The organism is Carboxydothermus islandicus (genome assembly GCF_001950325.1).
Classification (GTDB): domain Bacteria; phylum Bacillota; class Z-2901; order Carboxydothermales; family Carboxydothermaceae; genus Carboxydothermus; species Carboxydothermus islandicus.
On sequence record NZ_BDJL01000055.1, the window covers coordinates 13,317 to 29,758 of the forward strand.

Annotated in this window: 17 protein-coding genes; all 17 read right to left on the bottom strand. The window is 42.2% G+C overall.

All coding sequences use genetic code 11. The features are described 5' to 3' along the window. Nucleotides 1–508, bottom strand: a 508-nt coding sequence (locus tag ciss_RS08230) for a glycosyltransferase family 2 protein (RefSeq protein WP_235837278.1), incomplete at its 3' end; no start/stop codon positions are given. A 10-nt stretch (nt 509–518) separates the two neighbouring features. Further along, entirely contained in the window at nt 519–1,400 is an 882-nt protein-coding gene (locus ciss_RS08235; RefSeq protein ID WP_075865790.1) for a copper transporter, read from the bottom strand. Nucleotides 1,401–1,419: 19 nt separating this feature from the next. After that, entirely contained in the window at nt 1,420–2,541 is a 1,122-nt protein-coding gene (steA, locus tag ciss_RS08240) for a putative cytokinetic ring protein SteA (protein WP_075865791.1), read from the bottom strand. 89 nt (nt 2,542–2,630) lie between these two features. Further along, on the bottom strand, nt 2,631–3,422 hold the full coding sequence (spo0A, locus tag ciss_RS08245) for a sporulation transcription factor Spo0A (protein WP_075865792.1): 792 nt from the start codon (nt 3,420–3,422) through the stop codon (nt 2,631–2,633). Beyond that, entirely contained in the window at nt 3,365–4,666 is a 1,302-nt protein-coding gene (gene spoIVB, locus ciss_RS08250) for a SpoIVB peptidase (protein WP_075865793.1), read from the bottom strand. Before spoIVB ends, spo0A begins: the two co-directional genes overlap by 58 nt. 116 nt (nt 4,667–4,782) lie before the next feature. Next, the gene (gene recN, locus ciss_RS08255; RefSeq protein WP_075865794.1) at nt 4,783–6,441 is read right to left on the bottom strand and encodes a DNA repair protein RecN; all 1,659 of its coding nucleotides are present in this window, start codon (nt 6,439–6,441) and stop codon (nt 4,783–4,785) included. Between the two features lie 8 nt (nt 6,442–6,449). After that, a complete protein-coding gene (gene argR, locus ciss_RS08260) occupies nt 6,450–6,902 on the bottom strand; it encodes an arginine repressor (protein ID WP_011344873.1) in 453 nt (150 codons plus the stop codon). After that, entirely contained in the window at nt 6,899–7,474 is a 576-nt protein-coding gene (gene mnmM / locus ciss_RS08265) for a tRNA 5-(aminomethyl)-2-thiouridylate-methyltransferase MnmM (RefSeq protein ID WP_075865795.1), read from the bottom strand. The genes argR and mnmM overlap by 4 nt, the downstream gene beginning before the upstream one ends. Continuing rightward, nucleotides 7,467–8,330 carry an NAD(+)/NADH kinase gene (locus ciss_RS08270; protein WP_075865796.1) on the bottom strand — a complete coding sequence of 288 codons (864 nt, stop codon included), beginning with the start codon at nt 8,328–8,330 and terminating at the stop codon, nt 7,467–7,469. The genes mnmM and ciss_RS08270 overlap by 8 nt, the downstream gene beginning before the upstream one ends. An 82-nt stretch (nt 8,331–8,412) precedes the next feature. Next, nucleotides 8,413–9,213 (bottom strand): TlyA family RNA methyltransferase, encoded by an 801-nt coding sequence (locus tag ciss_RS08275; RefSeq protein WP_075865797.1) that lies wholly within the window; start codon nt 9,211–9,213, stop codon nt 8,413–8,415. Further along, nucleotides 9,210–11,069: a 1-deoxy-D-xylulose-5-phosphate synthase gene (gene dxs, locus ciss_RS08280; RefSeq protein ID WP_439951276.1), complete on the bottom strand. Its 1,860-nt coding sequence runs from the start codon at nt 11,067–11,069 to the stop codon at nt 9,210–9,212. Before dxs ends, ciss_RS08275 begins: the two co-directional genes overlap by 4 nt. Before the next feature lie 22 nt (nt 11,070–11,091). Then, nucleotides 11,092–11,676 carry a hypothetical protein gene (locus ciss_RS08285; protein ID WP_075865799.1) on the bottom strand — a complete coding sequence of 195 codons (585 nt, stop codon included), beginning with the start codon at nt 11,674–11,676 and terminating at the stop codon, nt 11,092–11,094. A gap of 131 nt (nt 11,677–11,807) precedes the next feature. Further along, nucleotides 11,808–11,930 (bottom strand): hypothetical protein, encoded by a 123-nt coding sequence (locus ciss_RS13690; protein ID WP_268874211.1) that lies wholly within the window; start codon nt 11,928–11,930, stop codon nt 11,808–11,810. Between the two features lie 449 nt (nt 11,931–12,379). Then, a complete protein-coding gene (locus tag ciss_RS08290; protein ID WP_075865800.1) occupies nt 12,380–13,267 on the bottom strand; it encodes a polyprenyl synthetase family protein in 888 nt (295 codons plus the stop codon). A 12-nt stretch (nt 13,268–13,279) separates the two neighbouring features. Continuing rightward, nucleotides 13,280–13,513, bottom strand: coding sequence for an exodeoxyribonuclease VII small subunit (gene xseB / locus ciss_RS08295; RefSeq protein ID WP_077177517.1), 234 nt, complete (start codon nt 13,511–13,513; stop codon nt 13,280–13,282). After that, nucleotides 13,503–14,921, bottom strand: a complete 1,419-nt coding sequence (gene xseA / locus ciss_RS08300; protein WP_075865802.1) for an exodeoxyribonuclease VII large subunit — start codon at nt 14,919–14,921, stop codon at nt 13,503–13,505. The genes xseB and xseA overlap by 11 nt, the downstream gene beginning before the upstream one ends. A gap of 124 nt (nt 14,922–15,045) precedes the next feature. Continuing rightward, complete coding sequence (gltA, locus tag ciss_RS08305; RefSeq protein ID WP_075865803.1) at nt 15,046–16,440, bottom strand: NADPH-dependent glutamate synthase; 1,395 nt, start codon at nt 16,438–16,440, stop codon at nt 15,046–15,048. Between the last annotated feature and the right edge of the window lie 2 nt (nt 16,441–16,442).

Consider the following 16,442-nt stretch of genomic DNA (forward strand, 5'->3'; position numbering starts at 1 on the left):
CCAAAGCATAACCTTCCGCCAGAGGAAGTAATCCTAAAAAACTTTCCCGGGTAAAAGCCCTTTGTCCCGATAATACCGCTTCCACCACCTGTCCCGTAAAACTTTTCAATCCCCAACGAGTTAGCCTTTTTACCAGGCCAAAGCCCCCCTTTTTTCTTGGAGCACCAAAGCGCGCAATAACCATATCCGCTTCCCCGGCAAAAAGAGGAGTTAAAAGTTTTTCTGCATAAACTGCCGAATTTCCCAAATCTCCATCTAATAATAAAACAAAATCGCCGGTAAACTCCCTGGCTCCCGCTTCAATAGCTTTCCCTTTGCCAGCATTTCGGGAAAGTTTAATAACTTTAGCTCCTGCATGAACTGCTTCAGCATAAGTGTTATCCGTTGAGCCGTCATCAACTACAATAACTTCCTTTACTCCGGGAATTTTATACGAAGCCCTTACCGTGTCCCCGATTCTTCCTTCCTCATTATATGCTGGAATGATTACCGAAACTTTTTTCTCCATATTTTCCCCCTTACTGCCCTATGGGCGGTACTAAACGTTTGGCAGTACTTTTAACACCAAAATCTCCTTTTACCCCTAAAAGGCCGTAAACTAAACTCAACTGTCCCGAAGGCAGGTCTAAATCATCTATAGTCGTAATTCTTTCTTTCTGGTAATACTTAATGTAGGACTTTTCAACGTTGCTGTACTCTCCACCAATTACCACCGGTACAGTCTTTAAAAACTTAATAAGCGGAAGGTCAAGGTAGTTCACCAAATCACTTTCACTAAGACCGCCACCGATAACCACCACACCATCTAACGGCACTCCGTATTTCCCGGTTATTTTTAAAGCATCGGTTTTGGCTAACGTTAAAAGTGTTGAACCATCCCCCGGGGTTAAAAGATTCTTCCCCACTTCCAGGGCAAATTTGGTGTAGAATTCTTTTTCATCCTTGATTTGCCATTTCATCTGGCTTTTAATATAATCAATATCCGCAGGATTGGTAAGTTCCTCCGGTATAATCTCAGTAATACTGACAATTTCAGCTCCCGCCTTTTTTAAAACCTCTTTTACCTCATCGTTTAGTCCGTAATAACCGGTTACAACAATCGCCACTTTTTTGCCGGTTAGTTTGCCCTTAACCAGCACCGGTAAGGTTTCTTCCTGATATTGTTTTAAAACCTTATTGGTTACTTCTAATTCTTCATTTATAGCTTCCAACTCATCATTTTTTTTCTTAAGTTCGTCCAGGCGTTTTTCAATCCCCTGGGTAAGTTGCTTTTGCTGATTTAAAATTGCTTCACCAATTCGGTTGTCATACCCTAAGGAAGTTCCGATAAATATTCCCAGGCCCAGAGCTAAAAAAACCGCTATTAACGAGGCAATGTGGTATTTAAAATCAATAATCATAACAAAATCGCCCCCAAAGCTATATTCCAAATAAAAGCTTGAGCTGAATTAGCAAAACCCGGAACAGATTTCTGGTAACCGGCGATACAGCTAAAATAATTACAACAGGAATTAAAGCCGCAACAATCAGGTGGAGTAAATATCTTGCTTTCAGGCGACTTTTATACAGTTTATTAACCCCTTTGGCATCCACAAGTTTAGCTCCCACAAGTAAGCGCACCAAAAAAGTACTACCCATTCCTTTGCGCCCCTTCTCTAAAAAATCAAAAAGATTGGAATGGGTTCCCACTGCCACAATTAATTCCGCCCCTTTTTCATAAGCTAACAGCATGGCTATATCTTCCGATGTTCCCGGAGCTGGATAAATTTTTGCGTTAAGTCCCAACTCATGAAGGCGCTTTAAACCCGGCGCTTCACCGTTCGGGTAAGCGTGCACGATAATTTCAGCCCCGCATTTTAACGTTTCATCACTGACGCTATCCATATCTCCGATGATTATATCAGGACAGTAGCCCGCTTCCCTTAAAGCATCCGCCCCACCATCCACTCCAATTAGAACGGGTTTGACTTCATTTATATAGATGCGGATAGCTTTTAAATCCTCCTGATAATTATGTCCCCGGACTACAATCAGGGCGTGCCTACCCCGAAAATCAGTGTTTATCGGCGGAGGCGGATACTGCCCTAAAATAAGCCCCGTTTCCTTTCGGGCATAATGTAAGGTATTTTCGATAAAGGCTAACATGGTTTCTCCTAAATTTTCCTTGGTAGCTTCCATTTTGGCTTTGATTTTTTCTACATCTAAAACCGTACCTTCGCCCAAAAACTCGTCATTTCTATAAATTTTCCCTTCCCTAATAATTAAAAAATCACCTTCATTTAAAACATCAAAAAGTTTTCGGGGAGCCTCATCAATAAGGCTAATCCCATTTTGCACAAGTAAAAGCGGCCCAATATTGGGGTATTTACCGCTAATAGATTGAGCACAGTTAATTACTGCTTTTACCTTTTTTTCAATGAGTCCGCGAGCCGCTACTTCATCAATATCCTGATGGTCAATAACAGCTATTTGACCCGGCTTTAAGCGTTTTATTAAATTTTTCGTTTTTTTGTCCAAAAGGGCTACGCCCCTAATTTCCATTTTGTTGCCACCTCAAGATACATTTTTCCTTCCTATTATAGCACAGTAAAAAACGCCAGGAAACCTGGCGCTTACCGTAAAACTTATTATTAACTAACCTTGGCTTCTAAACGCAAGCGGTCGGCAATTATAGCGATAAACTCGGAATTAGTAGGTTTACCCCGTTCTACATCAATAGTATAACCAAAATACTTATTAATTAACTCAATATTTCCTCGATCCCAGGCCAGTTCAATGGCATGGCGGATGGCCCTCTCTACACGGCTGGGAGTAGTATGATACTTTTGGGCAATCATGGGATATAACTCTTTGGTTATTGCCCCTAAAAGATTTACTTCTTTCGTAACCATTAAAATGGCGTCCCTTAAATAATGATAACCCTTAATATGGGCCGGTACACCCATCTCATGGATGATATTGGTTACCAATAACTCTAAATTTTTTGTTTTGGGTAATTGGGATGAAAGAACGGAAGTCGTATTGGAAGCAGTAATTGGTTTGCTGGCAACCGTACCCTGCGCTAACTGTCTTATGCGCGCAGCTAAAACCGAAAAATCAAAAGGTTTTAAAATATAATAATCAGCACCTAACTCCACCGCTTTTTGGGTTATTGATTCCTGACCAAAAGCCGTAAGCAAAATCACTTTAGGTCTATCATCAACTTCGGTAAGTTTTTCCAGCACACCAATCCCGTCCAGGTGGGGCATAATAATATCAAGAACTACAATATCGGGTTTTTGCTGGGAAATTACCTCTAACCCCTCAACGCCATTATGGGCTACTCCAGCCAGGAAAAAATCTTCCTGCTGGTTTATAAATTCTTTTAAAAGCTCACAAAACTCCCGGTTGTCATCAATGATGACAATTCTAATTGGTTCCACTTCCCCCGCCTCCTAATAATTTCCTTTTTATTGCCTAAAATACATTTCGACGGTATAAATCTTTTTCCTGCTATTGACAAAATATTTTTTTCCGAAAAATAGCGACAGTATTTTACAAAAGAAAAAGTAGAGTTAAGCACCCAGAAGTTATTACTATTATACACTTCTTTTAACATGTTTTCTATAAGAATACCATAACCTTTGCTGCTATCACTTAAAAAGACATGAGTCACAACCCCTATAAACTTGCCCTCTTTAATTATCGGCGAACCGCTCATTCCCTGGACAATCCCGCCGGTTAAGCTTAACAACCGGGGGTCTTTAATCCTTATAATTAAGTTTCGACCATCTTTTTGATACGGTCTCACTTTTTCGATATAAACGGTAAATTTCTCTATTTTTTCTCCTTTTACTACCGTATAAATTTCCGCAGGCCCGGGCTTGACTTCGTCATTAAAAGCAATCGGCACCGGTTTTTGGAAGTAAGGATTTATTATTTGCTGGCTTGCTTTGCCAAAAATTCCGAAGCGGTTATTTAAATACACAGTGCCCACAATGTTTTTATGGATAAATCTTCCAATTTTTTCTCCCGGCTGTCCTCTTCGACTGGGATAAATACCTTGAATTTGAGCTGCGACAATTTTCCCCTGCCCGACGGGAAAAACTTTGCCGGTATCCGGATCAATAATGGTATGGCCAAGAGCCCCAAAGGTTTTATCTTGCGGATTATAATAGGATAAGGTTCCCAGTCCTGCAATATTGTCACGAATAAATACGCCAATACGCCAGCGTTTTTCCTCCTCACTATATACCGGATTTATTTCCCGCTTAAACGTTTCTTCCCCCCGTCTAATCGTTAAGGTAATTTTTTGTCCTCCTGATTGATTAATTAAATTTTTTAAATCAAATTCATGATTAACCGGAAGGTCGTTAACCTTAAAAATTAAGTCCCCTTCTTTGAGCTTTGCTTCCCGGGCTGGATTTATTTCACCCTCTTTGGTTTCTACATCGGAAAAACCAACCACCATAACGCCAGGGGTTTTAAGATAAACCCCTATACTTTGCCCTCCGGGTACAAGATATTTTATGGGAATCTTTTTGCCGGAATTTTCTTTAACGGTTTTAGCTTTTGCCAGATTTATTTCCGCCGGAAGGCTACTTAATTGCAAACAGGTGCTTAAAACTCCTAACAGTAAAATAAAGATAATTATCAGCCATTTATTGCGATATTTTACTTTTATCACTGGATATCACCCCATTTCTTCGATTTTTTTTGTTAATTTTATTTTTTCTCTTGTTTTCGCCGTTATGTTGTTATTTTTCTGGAGTGATATCCAAAAAAAAATAGCGGTTATAACCGCTATTTTCCTTTTTTGAGAATTTTTTCAGCCATTTCTAAATTTAGCGCTTCTATCTCCTTTTCGCCCAGCATGCGGGCGATCTCCCATTTTCTTTCCTCAAAAGTTAGTTTTTTCACCCGTGTTTCCGTACGCTCCTCGCTCACTATTTTTTCCACAACAAAATGGGTATCCGCAAAACCGGCAATAATTGGGGAATGGGTAACTAAAAGCACCTGGTGGTTTGACGATAACTTTTTTAATTTTTCGCCAACCACTTCGATAATACTACCCCCAAGTCCGGTTTCAATCTCGTCAAAAATAAGAGTTTCATGCTCATCTACCTGGTTAAAGTACAGCTTAAAGGACAGTAACAGTCGGGATAACTCTCCTCCCGAGGCAATTTTCGCTAAGGGTTTTAAATCTTCACCGGGATTGGGTAGAAAATAAAACTGAATTGCTTCATTCCCGCGCGGACCGGGAGATGCGTCGGTAAAAACAACTTTTATTTGAGCATGCGGCATTAAAAGCTCTTTTAAGTGCTTCGAAATGCTTTCTTCGAGCTTAACCGCAAGCTTTCTTCGATATTCTTTAACCAGAGAATTTATTTTATAATAATTTTCCCGCATTTTTTCGGCCTTTTCCTGATAAAAAGCTTTATTTTCTTCAATTTCGGATAAATTTTGGTATTCTTGCCGTGCCTTTTCTAAAAAATTCAAAACATCCTTTAGGGTAGGTCCGTACTTTTTCTTTAATAACTCGTAACGATAGAGCCTTTCCTCAACTTCATCGGGATTAAGGGACTGGTTTTCCATCCCGTCCAAGTAAGTTTTTAAATCTAAAGCCGCTTCTTCCAGAAGAAGGGTAGCATCCTCAACTTTTTTTAAAATTTCCTCGATAAACGAGTCAACACGGGTCGCCTCTCTTAAATCCTTGGTAATTCTTCCCAAGCGGTCAACTATTCCCGGTTCATTTTCGCCGTAAATTTCCCGATAGGCATTGCCAATTAGTCCATAAAGCCTTTCCTGATTTAAAAGCCTATTATGGAACTGCTTGAGCTGTTCTTCTTCTTCCAATGAAGGGTTTATTTTTTCGATCTCATTAATGCAAAACTTTAAATAATCGATTCTTTTTAACCGTTCCATTTCCTGGGAAATTATTTCCTCGTACAGTTTTTCCGCCTCCATCCACCCTTCATAGGCGTCTTTTAGCTGTTTACACCACCGCTGAAATTCCTCATCGCCCGTACGGTCTAAAAGCTTTAAATGGTAAGATGGAGCAAGAAGCATTTGCTGCTCATGCTGCGTCATAACGTCAATTAAGCCCTGGGTCATCTCCCGGTATAAAGACAAAGGAACCACCGTACCGTTAATCCGGGCCACCGACTTACCATCGGCGGCAATTTCCCGGGAAAAAATGTTCACCTCATCGGCCGGTAAACCGTACTCCCGGAGTTTATGACAAAGCCTTTCCGACTCAAAGGTTGCGGTTAAAAGGGCTTTATCCGCCCCTTTTCTCACCACGTCCCCGCGGGCTTTCTGCCCTAAAAGTAAAAGCAGCGCATCAATTAGCATCGACTTACCGGCCCCGGTTTCACCGGTTAGAACATTTAAGCCCGGGGTAAAATCCATATTTACCCGTTCAATTAACCCAAAATTCTCCACCGTTAAAGCCAAAAGCATATCATCACCTAAGTTAAAAATTCGTCAAATCTCGCTAAGATTTTGGGAACCTGTTCCCGATCCCGAGCAATAATTAAAATAGTATCATCCCCGGCAATAGTCCCAAGAATTTCCGGAAAAGCTACCTGGTCAATAGCACTGGCTACCCCCTGAGCGGCTCCGGGTAAAGTCTTAATAACTATGAGGTTTTCACTTTGGTCATAACTGCTTACCGCATCGGCAAAAAGTCTTTTTAAACGTTCAATGGAAGCAGCGGATACAGTTTTTTGCGGCAGAGCATACCGATAGCTGTCCTTTTGAAAGGGAATTTTAACCAAGCCCAGTTCCTTTATGTCCCGGCTAACGGTAGCCTGTGTCACATCGAATCCGGCCTCTTTTAAAGCTTCCGCTAATTCTTCCTGGGTTCTGATCACTTTCTGTTCTACAAGTTCAAGAATTTTTTTCTGTCGGCGAATTTTCAACCGCAATTCCTCCTTTTCCCAATTATGTAAAGCTTGGGATAAGTTTGGGGTCGATTTAAAAATTCATGCTTAATCACATATCCTTCACGGTCGGGAATTTTTTGCGAAAACTCCTCTATCCTCAACCTTTCCTCCTCCCCGCCCGCATGGCCCACATACACGGTAACCGTTATTATTCCTCCGGGAAGTAATAATTTGTAACATTCGGCAAGAGCGGTGACGGTGGTTGAAGGTTTTGTAATTATGCTTTTATTGCCTCCTGGAAGATAGCCTAAATTAAAAACCGCAGCTTTTATGGGAACCTTAACATACTCTAAAACCTTTTCGTGGGAATCCAGGATAAAAACCGCTCTTTTGACCATACCTGCTTCCTTAAGTTTTTGTTCCGTTATTTTCAGCGCTTGTTCCTGAATATCAAAAGCATACACTTTACCCTTTTCCCCAACCCGGTGAGCTAAAAACAAGGTATCGTTACCATTGCCGGCGGTCGCATCAACGGCAACATCTCCAGCTTGCACGACTTCCTGCAGGTATAAGTGGACGAGGCCGGTAATTTTCTCCAAATCAATCATGGTAACGATTGGCCTCCCGCATCTTCTCTCTTAAAAGCTGATAGAAACTACGATTTTTAAGTTTAATAAATTTTGCCCGGTAGGGAGCTTTTTTAATAATTATTTCATCCCCAGGTTTAATCCCGAACCCCTGCTGTCCATCAACGGTTAGCATGCTACTTTCCAGGGCGGTCTTAACCACAATTTTTATTTCTTTATCATCCGCCACCACCAGGGAACGGGCGGCAAGAGTATGCGGACAAATCGGGGTAATTATAAAAGCTTTGACCTCGGGATCAAGAATAGCTCCTCCCGCCGAAAGGGAATAAGCAGTAGACCCGGTGGGAGTTGCCACAATTACACCATCCGCCGCATATTCGGTTATGTACTGTTCATCAACAAAAACCGCAAAGTTGATAATCCGGGCAAAAGCACCTTTGGTTAAAACTCCATCATTTAAACCATGAAAAACCGCAACTTCCTGTTTGGCACGCCTAACCTTGGCTTCAAGCATGGTACGGTCTTCTACAAGGTATTCCCCGGCCCTGATTTTCTGCAGACCAAAATCTATTTCCTGGGGATCAAGTTCACTTAAATACCCCAGTTGACCCAAATTTATTCCCAGGATGGGTATATCTTTAGGAGCAAAATAGCGGGTGGCACATAAAATCGTCCCATCGCCCCCCAAAACCAGAACCAGATCAATTTTTTCGGTTTTTTCCTCGATTTCCGCTATTTCAACTATACCGCATTCTCCCGAAACAAGGTAGCGGTTTTTCAGCAAAAAATCGTAATCCCGGGCCTTTTCCATTATTTTTTCCAATAAAATAGGCCCAAGTTTTTTATCTTTATTCACCGCAACACCAATTGTTTTCAATTCTGCCAACCTCCGCTATTTTAATTCTCGCAAACCTCCCTTAATTCCTCCTTTATACTTAAAAAGCAGGGATAACCCCTGCTTATTTATTAAAACGTAAAAAAGCCTCCGTTACAACCCGGTCAACATCAATTTTAACCTTTTCTTTAGTATTGTCCGTCGAAAGATAAAGTAAATATTCAATGTTTCCTTCAGGGCCGGTAATAGGAGAATAGGTAAGTCCCAGAGGTTGAAACCCAAGCCCTTCGGCATACTCTAAAAGATTTTTCACCACTTCCCGGTGGGTAGCGGGATCCCTTACAACTCCTTTTTTACCCACCTTTTCTCGTCCGGCCTCAAACTGCGGTTTTATTAACACTATCGCTTCTCCCCGGGGCGCTAAAATTTCCTTAATTTTCGGCAGCACTAACTTTAAAGAAATAAATGAAACATCACAGGTGGCAAAGTCAGGTTTCTCCGGTAACTTTTCTGCTTCAAAATAACGGATATTCGTCCTTTCAAAAACCACCACCCTGGGATCCTGCCGTAATTTAAGACTTAACTGACCGTAGCCTACATCCACCGCATAAACTGTTTTTGCTCCATATTGCAATGCACAATCGGTAAAGCCACCGGTAGAAGCTCCAATGTCAATTACAATTTTTCCCTGTAGATTTATCTTAAATTCTTCTAAAGCTTTTTCCAACTTATAGCCGCCCCGGCTAACATATTTTAAACCCTGCCCTAAAATTCTAATTGGTGCTTCTACTGCTACCATCGTGCCGGGTTTGGTAATTTTTTGTTCTCCCACCAAAACTTCACCGGCCATAATTAGAGCCCGGGCCTTTTCCCGGCTCTGGACCAATCCCTTTTCCACCATTAAAATATCAAGCCTTTTTTTCATAGCTTACTTAAGATCTCCCGAAACTTTAAGTAAAGCTTTTCTTCCGTTAAGCCGTAAAGGTTTAAAATTTCCTCCACCTTACCATGAGGAGGAAACTCGTCGGCTATTCCTAAATTAACCACCTTTGTTCCAATTCCTTTAAAGGCAAAATATTCATTTACCGCCGAACCAAAACCTCCTGCAACAACATTTTCTTCAACGGTAATAATCGGTTTATGTAAGCTTCCAATTTCCTCTAAAAGCTTATAATCCAAAGGTTTTACAAACCGGGCATCGATAACAGTTAAAGATATACCTTCGTTCTCAAGTTTTTGGGCGGCTTTTAAAGCATAGTTTAGCGGGCGTCCAACTCCGATAACAACTCCATCGCTGCCTTCTTTTAAAACTTCCGCCGTGCCAACAGGTAGCTGCTCGTAAGGTGTTAATTCAACCCCTACCGCCGCTCCCCGGGGATAACGGAGAGCAACAGGGCCGGGGTGGTTTATAGCCGTAAACAACATTTTCCTTAACATATCTTCATTTCTGGGTACCATAATGGTAAGATTGGGAATCATCCTTAAATAACTTAAATCAAAAATTCCGTGGTGAGTTGGACCATCTTCACCAACAATCCCCGCCCGGTCAATGGCAAAGACTACTGGAAGATTTTGTAAGCAAACATCATGGATTATCTGGTCAAAAGACCTCTGCAAAAAGGTCGAATAAATAGCTACCACCGGCTTCAACCCTTCACAGGCCATTCCTGCCGCCAGGGTCACCGCATGCTGTTCGGCAATACCCACATCGTAAAAACGTTCGGGATATTTTTGGGCAAAGTAATTTAATCCGGTACCGGTGGGCATGGCAGCAGTTATGGCTACCACCTCCGGACGGTCCTGGGCAAGCTCTACCAGAGCTTTGCCAAAAATTTCGGTAAAACTTACCCTGGGTACTTCTACCGGTTCGCCGGTGCTTATATAAAATTTGCCAACACCGTGAAAACCATCGGGGTTCTCTTCAGCTAAATGATAGCCTTTCCCCTTTTTGGTAATGACGTGAACAACCACCGGTTCAGTAAAAGTTTTAGCCCGGCTGAACACTTCAATCATTTCCTTAATATTGTGACCATCGATAGGTCCCAAATAGGTAAATCCCAGTTCTTCAAACAGCATGCCAGGCACCAAAAGATATTTAAAGCTATCCTTTAGTCTTTCGCCAATTTTCACCATTGTTGGTCCAATATGCGGAATTTTTTTGATGAGGGCTTCTAATTCATCTTTACCCCTGGAATATTTGGGATCGGTACGGATGCGACTTAAATAAGCGGATAAAGCCCCAACATTTTGAGCGATGGACATTTCATTATCATTAACCACGACAATTAGCTTTTTCTTTAAATGACCGGCATGGTTAAGGGCTTCAAAAGCCATACCTCCGGTTAAAGCTCCATCCCCGATAACCGCTACCACTTCAAACTGCTCACCTTTTAAATCCCGGGCTAAAGCCATTCCCAGAGCTGCCGAAATGGAAGTACTGCTGTGCCCCACACCAAAAGCATCATAGGGGCTTTCATCCCTTTTGGGAAAACCGGAAAGACCGCCAAAAGTCCTTAAAGTTTTAAACTGTTTTTTTCTGCCGGTTAAAATTTTATGAGCATAAGCCTGATGCCCTACATCCCAGATAATTTTGTCTCTGGGAGCTTCAAAAACAAAATGAAGGGCAAGGGTCAGTTCCACCACTCCTAAACTTGGAGCGAGATGACCTCCATTCTGGCTGGCAACGGTAATAATGTATTCCCGCAACTCCCGGGCAAGGGCTATTAATTCACCGGGTTTTAGTTTTTTTATGTCCTCCGGCAGGGAAATTCGCTCTAAAATAGGTCCCAAAGGGAGTCCTCCTTTAACCGTCTTTGATAATCTTAACTTTAATATTTTTTTCCAAATGGTAGATAGTTATACCCGCAAGGGCTATAACCTTTTCGGCCTTTTCAATGGCTATCTTCTTGCCTAAAGCCTTACCGGCAACAATCACGGCAGCTATAAAGCTGGTAATTAAAATATTAATTAACGCTAAATATCCTGGAAAATACCGGCCGATTTGTAGAGCTAAGGATATTCCCAGGGCCCCGCTGATGGTTCCTGCAATATCCCCAATAACGTCATTACAAAAATTAGCTACCTTATCGGCATTTCTCACCAAAAGGTAGCTTTCCTTAGCTCCTCGTATTTTTTTACTGGCCATTGCGTGAAACGGAGCTTCTTCAGCGGCCGCCACCGCCGTGCCCACTATGTCAAAGGCAATGTTTAAAATAATAATTATCACCAAAAAAAAAGTAGCAAAGATAATACTCTGGGTCCGGGCAATAAAATACTCGGATAAAATGGTAAATATTAACGCTAACCCAAAGGTTAAAAAGGCTATCTTGATAACACGCCCGAAGTAATTATTTTCCCCTCTGGAATTATTATTTTTGTTTTTACCCAAAGATTTTTCACCTCAATAGCAGGGTCCAGGTAGCCAGGACGGCTGATAGCCTTACGGGTTAATTTTATGGCTTAAGGTCCAGTAGGATTTCCCCAGAAGCTACCTCTCGTCACCGAGGAGGCGGTTTCCCTTTAAAGCTTCTGCCGCAGGGTTACCCGCTGCGGAACTGGATCACCACTTAGTCCATACTGCAATCCCCGTAAGACCTTGGCCGGGCCAAACAGCCTAGAGGATTTCCCCGACGGCTCCCGCACCAATCTAGCCTCTTTTGCAAAATGGGTTTCAATTAGAAGGTTCGAAGCCTAAGGGCCCGATCGGCTTCTCCCCTTAACCTAATATCCCCCCATTTCACTCAAGGCAGGCTACACTGCACGTAGCACGCCCCCACGTGCAGGTTTAATCCCAAGCCGTAGTTCGCGAACGCTCCCCACGCACTTGGGTCTCCGTGGAAGGAGGGTCCACGCCCGCATGCCATTGCGGCTCGCCCTCCAACCTTAACTCCCAGCACCAGCCCCCGACTGGGCGTCGTAAGCCAGCACCAGGAACTTCATCGATGTGCCCGCGACGGATTTTTAGGCCCGTCTTCGAAAGGTGCGGGTCCGACTAGGATACTGCATCAGCCGTCCCGTGCTATTTTCAATTGTCTTAAAATTATAACAAAACTTCATTAACAATGCAAAAGCAATTTTTTCCTAAAAAATGTCTAAGACTCTCTTTTTAGAATAAATTCAGCAAGCTTTATAAAAAAGCTGCTTTTCTCACCGTACGGCTTTAAAACATTCTTTGCCGCATTAACTTCTTCTGCCGCCCTTTTTTTGGTTTCCTCAATACCAAAAAGCGATACATAAGTAAGCTTTTGATTTTTTTCGTCACTCCCCACCGGTTTACCAATCTTTTGAAAATCACCAACTACATCCAACAAATCATCAACAATTTGGAAGGCAAGGCCCAAATGGCGCCCGTAATCGTCCAAGGCTCTAATTTCTTCTTCAGTAGCTCCAGCCAAAATCCCTCCGGCAATTAAACTATAGCGGATCAAGCGGGCAGTTTTATTAAGATGAATATATAACAAAACCTCAGGATCTTTTTTGTTTTCATTAGAACTTAAATCCACCACCTGACCAGCAATAAGACCCTCGGAGCCAGAAGCTACCGCCAGTTCTTGAATTGCCCGGACTACCCGCTCCGCAGGTATCCCCTGTTCTAAAGTTTTGGCAGTTAATTCAAAAGCTTTGGTTAATAAAGCATCTCCCGCCAAAATTGCAATGGCTTCCCCAAAAACTTTATGGTTAGTTGGCTTTCCCCGTCGAAAATCATCGTTATCCATTGCCGGCAGGTCATCGTGAATCAGCGAATAGGTGTGCAGACACTCCACCCCTACCGCCGCCGGGAGCAATTTTTCCGGAGCAATACCGCTCCATTCCCCTGCGGCCAGCATCAGGACAGGCCTTAGCCTTTTCCCGCCAGCTTTTAGACTGTAATTCATCGCTTGGTGAATTACGGGCGGATAGGTGTCGTCCGGGGGCAGAAAACGCCCGATACCTTCTTCTACCATTTTTTGATAGCTTTTAAAACGGCTTTCAAACTCCATGAAACTCCTCCGCTAAAAGGGTAAATCATCTTCCATTTCTACAATTTCCTCTAAAGTAATCTCACCGGCTTCATCTTCCTGAACTTCCACTAACTTTAATTCTAACTCTTTCAACTTTTCGCTGCAAAAACGGTGAAGCTTTAACCCTTCTTCAAATAGAGCCAAGCTTTCTTCTAACCCTACATTTCCCCGTTCCAAACGTTCCACGATCTCGTTTAATCTATTCATCGCTTCTTCAAAGGTCATCCTTTTCATCACCCTTAATTATATTTTTGCCAAGGGTTTTAGCCAAGGCTTCCCCATCGGAAAATTTAATTTTAAATCTTTCTGGAAGATTATTAACGGAAGTCACAACCCTGCCTTCAAAATCAAAGACCACCGCATAACCCCGCTTTAAAATTTTTAGCGGATTTAAAAGCTTTAATCTTTCTTCATAAGAAGAAAGCACCAAATTTTTTTGTAAAACAAGATTTTTTACCGAAGTTCTTAACCGCAAATTTTGCTGAAAAAGAACCGCCTGATTTCTTTTTAATAATTCAGCACATCGTAAAAAAAGCCTCTCCCTTAGCTCTTCGAGTTTTTCTTTTTGCTGTTTATGACGATGATATGGGGAAAGAAGGATAAGTTTATCTTTTAAAAGGTTTAGCCGATTTTTTTCCTGCTGAAAAGTTGTTTTAAAACTTCTTAAAAGCCTTGTAAGCCCTTCGGCAACTTCCCGGCTTTTATCGGTTATTAATTTTTCGTATGCTCTAAATATTCTTTTTTCCTGAAATTCCAGATTTTTTTGTTCTTGCCGGAAATAATTGGCTAAAGCTTTGACCATTTTTTGGCGTTGCTCCCGTAAATTATTCCATATTTCCGCTAAATTAGGGGTAGCTTCAACTGCTGCTCCCGTTGGGGTCGGAGCCCTGCAGTCGGCAACCATATCGGCAATGGAAGTATCGGTTTCGTGTCCAATCCCGGTAACTACCGGAATTTTAGAAGCAAAAATAGCATCGGCAACCGCCTCTTCGTTAAAAGCCGCTAACTCCTCAAAACTTCCTCCTCCCCGGGCTAAAATTATTACTTCACAAAGTTTATAACGATTTAACAAATTTAGCGCCTTTACTATCTGTCCTGGAGCTTCATCCCCCTGAACCGCTACAGGAACTAAATAAAGTGTAGCCTTGGGCCATCGCTTTTTTATTGTTGTTAAAATATCTCTAATAGCTGCACCGCTCTTCGAGGTCACAATGCCAATTTTTTCCGGATAGCGGGGCAGTTTTTTCTTTCGCTCTTCGGCAAAATATCCTTTGTCCCTTAACTTTTCTTTTGTTTGCTCAAATTTTAAATAAAGAGCCCCGATACCAAGGGGCTCAATCACCTCCGCGTAAATTTGGTACATACCCCTTTTTTTGTAAACCGCCACCTGGCCAAAAACAATGACCTTTTGACCATCTTGAGGAATAAAAGGCAGAGCCGATGCCCGTCCTTTATACATGACGCCCTTAAGCTCTGCCCTTTCATCTTTTAAGGTAAAATACAAGTGTCCCTGGGAAAACTTGCAGTTAGAAAGTTCCCCCTCTACCGCAACCTGATTTAACCATTCATCTTTTTCAAATTTTTCTGCAATATAATCGGTTAATTCCGAAACCGAAACTATAAATAAAGCCATTTATCATACCAACCTCATTATTTGAAGTGATTAAATCGGGAACATTTGTTCTCTTCTAAAGAATAACATAAAAATCGCTTTATCTACAAGATGAACTTCTTCAAGATTTAAAAATTGTTTTCACCTATTTCGACATTAAATATTCGTGGATAGCCCTGGCAGCTTTTTTCCCGGCACCCATAGCCTTGATTACAGTAGCAGCACCGGTAACAATATCGCCGCCAGCCCAGACCCCTTCCCGGGTGGTTTTTCCGTTTTCATCGGCAATTATATTACCTTTGCGTCCCACTTCTAAGCCTTTTGTAGTTCGGGGGACCAGGGGGTTTGGACTTTGCCCAATAGCTACCACCACAGTATCCACTTCAATAATAAATTCCGACCCGGGAATTGGAACCGGTGATCTCCGGCCTGATTCATCCGGTTCCCCTAATTCATACTTCAAACACTCCATAGCTTTAACCCAACCATTCTCATCCCCGATAATGCGAGTCGGGTTGGTAAGTAACATAAACTTTATCCCTTCTTCTTCGGCGTGGTGAATTTCTTCCAGCCGGGCAGGCATCTCGTTTCTTGAGCGCCGGTAAACGATGTAAACTTCTTTCGCCCCAAGTCTTAATGCGGTACGGGCAGCATCCATAGCCACATTACCCGCTCCTAAAACTGCAACTTTTTCTCCTACTTTTATCGGGGTATCGTATTCGGGAAAGAGATAAGCTTTCATTAAGTTGGTTCGGGTTAAAAATTCATTGGCCGAATATACACCATTTAAATTTTCCCCGGGAATCCCCATAAAATTCGGAAGTCCTGCCCCGGTACCCACAAAAACCGCATCATAGCCTTCTTCTTCTAAAAGTTCATCAACGGTTAAACATTTTCCAATCACGATGTTGGTTTTTATTTCCACACCGAGTTTCTTTAAATTATCAATTTCCTGCTGCACTATCCGCTTTGGTAAACGGAATTCGGGAATTCCGTACATTAACACGCCCCCGGGAACATGGAGAGCTTCAAAAATAGTAACTTTATGCCCTAATTTGGCCAAATCAGCAGCACAGGTAAGCCCTGCAGGTCCTGAACCTATTACCGCTACTCTTTTCCCGGTAGGAGGAGCCACCGTAACATTCTGGGTGCCTTTTGCTAATTCATAATCCGCTGCAAACCGTTCTAAACGGCCGATAGCCACCGGTTCACCTTTTTTTCCTAAAACACACTGGCCTTCGCACTGCGTTTCCTGAGGGCAAACCCGTCCGCATACTGCCGGTAAAGCATTCTTTTCTTTTATTTTATTGATAGCACTGTCAATATCGCCTGCTTTAATAAATCTTATAAAACCAGGAATATCAATTTCCACCGGACACCCTTGCATGCAAGCAGGTTTCTTACAATCAAGGCACCGCTCAGCTTCTTTCATGGCAAGTTCCAAACTGTAACCCAGGGCCACTTCATCAAAATTTGTCGCCCTCACTTTAGGGTCCTGTTCAGGCATGGGATACTTTTTTGTTGGCCGATCAAACGCCATAG